This window comes from Streptomyces sp. NPDC006544 (assembly GCF_040611715.1).
Taxonomy (GTDB): domain Bacteria; phylum Actinomycetota; class Actinomycetes; order Streptomycetales; family Streptomycetaceae; genus Streptomyces.
Map to the genome: position 1 here is coordinate 1 of NZ_JBEXOV010000212.1, position 1926 is coordinate 1926.

The 1926-nt window shown below is 64.6% G+C and carries 1 protein-coding gene; it reads right to left on the bottom strand.

Annotation, left to right across the window (positions count from 1 at the left end; translation table 11 throughout):
- Positions 1–1656 precede the first annotated feature (1656 nt).
- Positions 1657–1926: transposase (locus tag ABZY44_RS37595; RefSeq protein WP_356662033.1), on the bottom strand; the 270-nt coding region annotated here is incomplete at its 5' end.

A 1926-nucleotide genomic window follows, 5' to 3' on the forward strand; every position in this document is an offset into this window, starting at 1 on the left:
GCGCGCTCAGGAGAGAACGGCCTCGCTGCGCTCGGCCGAGGCGCCTTCGGCGCCTGCTCCTCCGCTTCGCTCCGGAGCAGTGAAGCGCTTCGCTCCGCTCAGCGGGCCCGGCTTCGCCGGGGCTAGGGTCGGCCTTCGGCCGGGGGCCGGCGCTTCGCTTCGGCCCGCGTTTGGGATTCCGCTTCGCTGCATCCCAAACGGCCCGCTCCGCGGGCCCCAAGTGACCCTGTTTCACCGTGTCCGGGCCTACGGCTCGTTGGGCGAGTCCGCTTCGCTCCCTCACCCGGGCCCTTCCGGCTCCGCCTCCAGGACCGGCCCGCTCCGCGGGCAGCTTGCAACAAGCCTGTACCGAAAGGGCCCGCCCCTATGCAGGATGAGCGCATGCTCCCTCCCCGACTGCTGTGGCATGACCCCCGGCCCATCCCCCGGTTCAATCGGCAGGATCACGTGACCCAGATCGTCCGTGATCCTGATTTCTACGAACCGAGCGATGAGGACAGCTGCTCAATGTTCGGGTACTTCTGCCAGACCCATGACTGCTTCTACAGGCACGAGGCCTGTGAGGAAGGGCCGCACCTCATAGCCCTGGACTGTCAAGACCACGGGCCCGAGAGCGTGTGGCCGCAACCACTCATGCTGATGTTCCCAGAAGGATTCGACCCTCCACTGAGCGACGCGCAACTGGCCTGGGCGCGGGCAGAGTGGTGACGCTGTCCAGGCATGATCCGAAACAAGCGCCGTGGGCAGCTTCGTCTGCAGGACCAGCCCGCTCCGCGGGCAGCCGGCAACAGGGGCCGACGGAGGGTGTCGTAGCCTGTTCAGGCCGCGGCGGGGGCAGGTAGCGCAGAGGTAGACGCGCCCCCCTTCAAGGTGGTCTGACGCCGGTTCGAATCCGGCCCGCCCCGCCGCGCGCCAACAGGGTCCGGGGGCCTGCGGCCCGTTAGGTGGGTCCGCTCCGTTCCCCCCACCTGAGGCACTTCCGGCTCCGCCTCCAGAACCAAAGCCCGCTCCGCGGGCCGACCCGGAAAAGATGAAAACATGGTCACGAACCCCTTGAGGAGACCTCGTCGAAACAGGCCTCCGACCAAAATGATTCAATCTACTCCAGAGCTACACTCTGGAAAGTTCATCCCGTACCAGTTCCACTGACCGGCGGCGATAACAGGCCATCAAACCGGTACCCACCTGCTACGCCGCGTCCCGTTGTCCAGGCCAACTCACCCCAATGACACCGGCCTCACCGCATCCCTCTGTCCCCATGAACCACCTACACACGTCTGACCAGCACAAACCAAGCATCGCTACACCGGACAGCCTTTGCGGCCTCATGGACAACCAAGCGCGGCGTAGTACTCAACTGCTATTCGGCGCCTCGCCCACCCGGGCTTCAGCCCCGGCCCTTCAGTACAGAATCGTCATCAGGGCTTCAGCAACACACTCTCCGCGCCCACGAAGTCACAGATCACAGAGCTCGACACCCAACTGCACCCCACACGCCGAACCCCTGAAGAAACGCCGCCGGGTATCACCGAACCTCCCAGAGAGACCCTAACCTCTGGCCGGGATGGTGTGGGAGGCTGGCCGGCTTTGGACCGGTGCCAACCACTCCGCGGGTTCTAAGAGGGCGTTTGATCTAGGCGTAATGCCGCTTATGCCCTAGTAGGTTCCTCGCCAGGTTGGTGTGGTCTCGTCCGTTATGCGCTTGCCGAGGTTGTCGATGGAGGCGATGTGGATCATGGCTTCGGAGCTTGTGGTGAGGGTCTCGTAGTCGCGGGCGAGGCGGCGGTGCATCATGATCCAGCCGATACTCCGCTCTACTACCCAGCGTCTTTTCACGACATGGAAGCCGCGCTTTTCCGGGTTGCGGTTGACGACTTCGACGTCGATTCCAAGGCGGGCGCCGTGTTCGACGACGGCGTTCTTGAA